General features: G+C 67.3%; 1 protein-coding gene. It reads left to right on the top strand.

Features of this window, described 5'->3' with window-relative positions; all coding sequences use genetic code 11:
• Positions 1-20: 20 nt before the first annotated feature.
• Positions 21-1007, top strand: a 987-nt coding sequence (locus IO30_RS0139905) for an AMP-binding protein (protein ID WP_031151612.1), incomplete at its 3' end; no start/stop codon positions are given.

Raw genomic sequence — 1007 nt, 5'->3', positions numbered from 1 at the left:
CCCTCTGGCGTCGTCTTGCCATGGTTCTGGAGTCGGTGGTTGCTGATCCGGATGTGCGGGTCGGTGCCGTGGAGGTGCTGGAGCCGGGCGAGTACGAGAGGTTCGTCCTCGCCGTCGCGGTGGTCTTCGAGGACCAGGCCGTCACCTATGGGGAGTTGGATGACCGGGCGAACCGGCTGGCGCGTCTGCTGATCGAGCGGGGTGCGGGTCCTGAGCAGGTCGTTGCGGTGGCGGTCCCGCGGTCGGTTGACCTGGTGGTGACCCTCCTGGCCGTGTTGAAGACCGGTGCGGCCTACCTGCCCCTCGACCCCGGCTATCCCGCCGAGCGCCTCACCTTCATGCTCGACGACGCCCGGCCGACGGTCATCGTCACGAAGGTGGAAGCTGCCTCCTTGTGGGCAGGCAGGAACGAGCTCTTCCTTGTCGACGATCCGCGAACCACTGAGCGCCTTGAGCGCACCTCGCCCCGTCCCGTCGACCCCGGGGAACTGCTGGGGGCGCCTCACGCCCTCCAGCCGGCTTGCGTCCTCTACACCTCGGGTTCGACGGGTGTGCCGAAGGGTGTGGTGATCACTCACCGGAACCTGGTGGGGCTCGTGGAGGCGGTTCAGCTCCAGTTCGCCTTGGACGACACCGACGCAGTGTTGTTCAAGTCCTCGCTGAACTTCGATGCGTCGGTGGAGGAGGTCTTCTGGCCGCTGCTGACGGGTGTGCGGCTCGTGGTGGCCAAGCCGGACGGCGAGAAGGATTCCGCGTACCTCGCGGAGCTCATGCGCAGCCAGGCCGTGACCACCATCGACATCGTTCCCGCACTGCTCGACGCGGTACTCGACGCGTTCGCGAACGCCGGAGAAGCCATGCCCCGCCTCCGCCGGGTGATCTCTGCGGGCGATGTGCTGGGCAGGGGGCTCGCTGAGCGGTTCGCCGCTGTGTCGGGTGGTCAGCTGATCAACATGTACGGGCCGACGGAGACGTCGGTGAATGCGACGAGCTGGGTGTACGAGCCG

The organism is Streptomyces xanthophaeus, from assembly GCF_000725805.1.
GTDB classification, from domain to species: Bacteria; Actinomycetota; Actinomycetes; order Streptomycetales; family Streptomycetaceae; genus Streptomyces; species Streptomyces xanthophaeus.
Note: the sequence above shows the minus strand (reverse complement) of the source record. Positions and strands in the feature narration are given on the sequence as shown.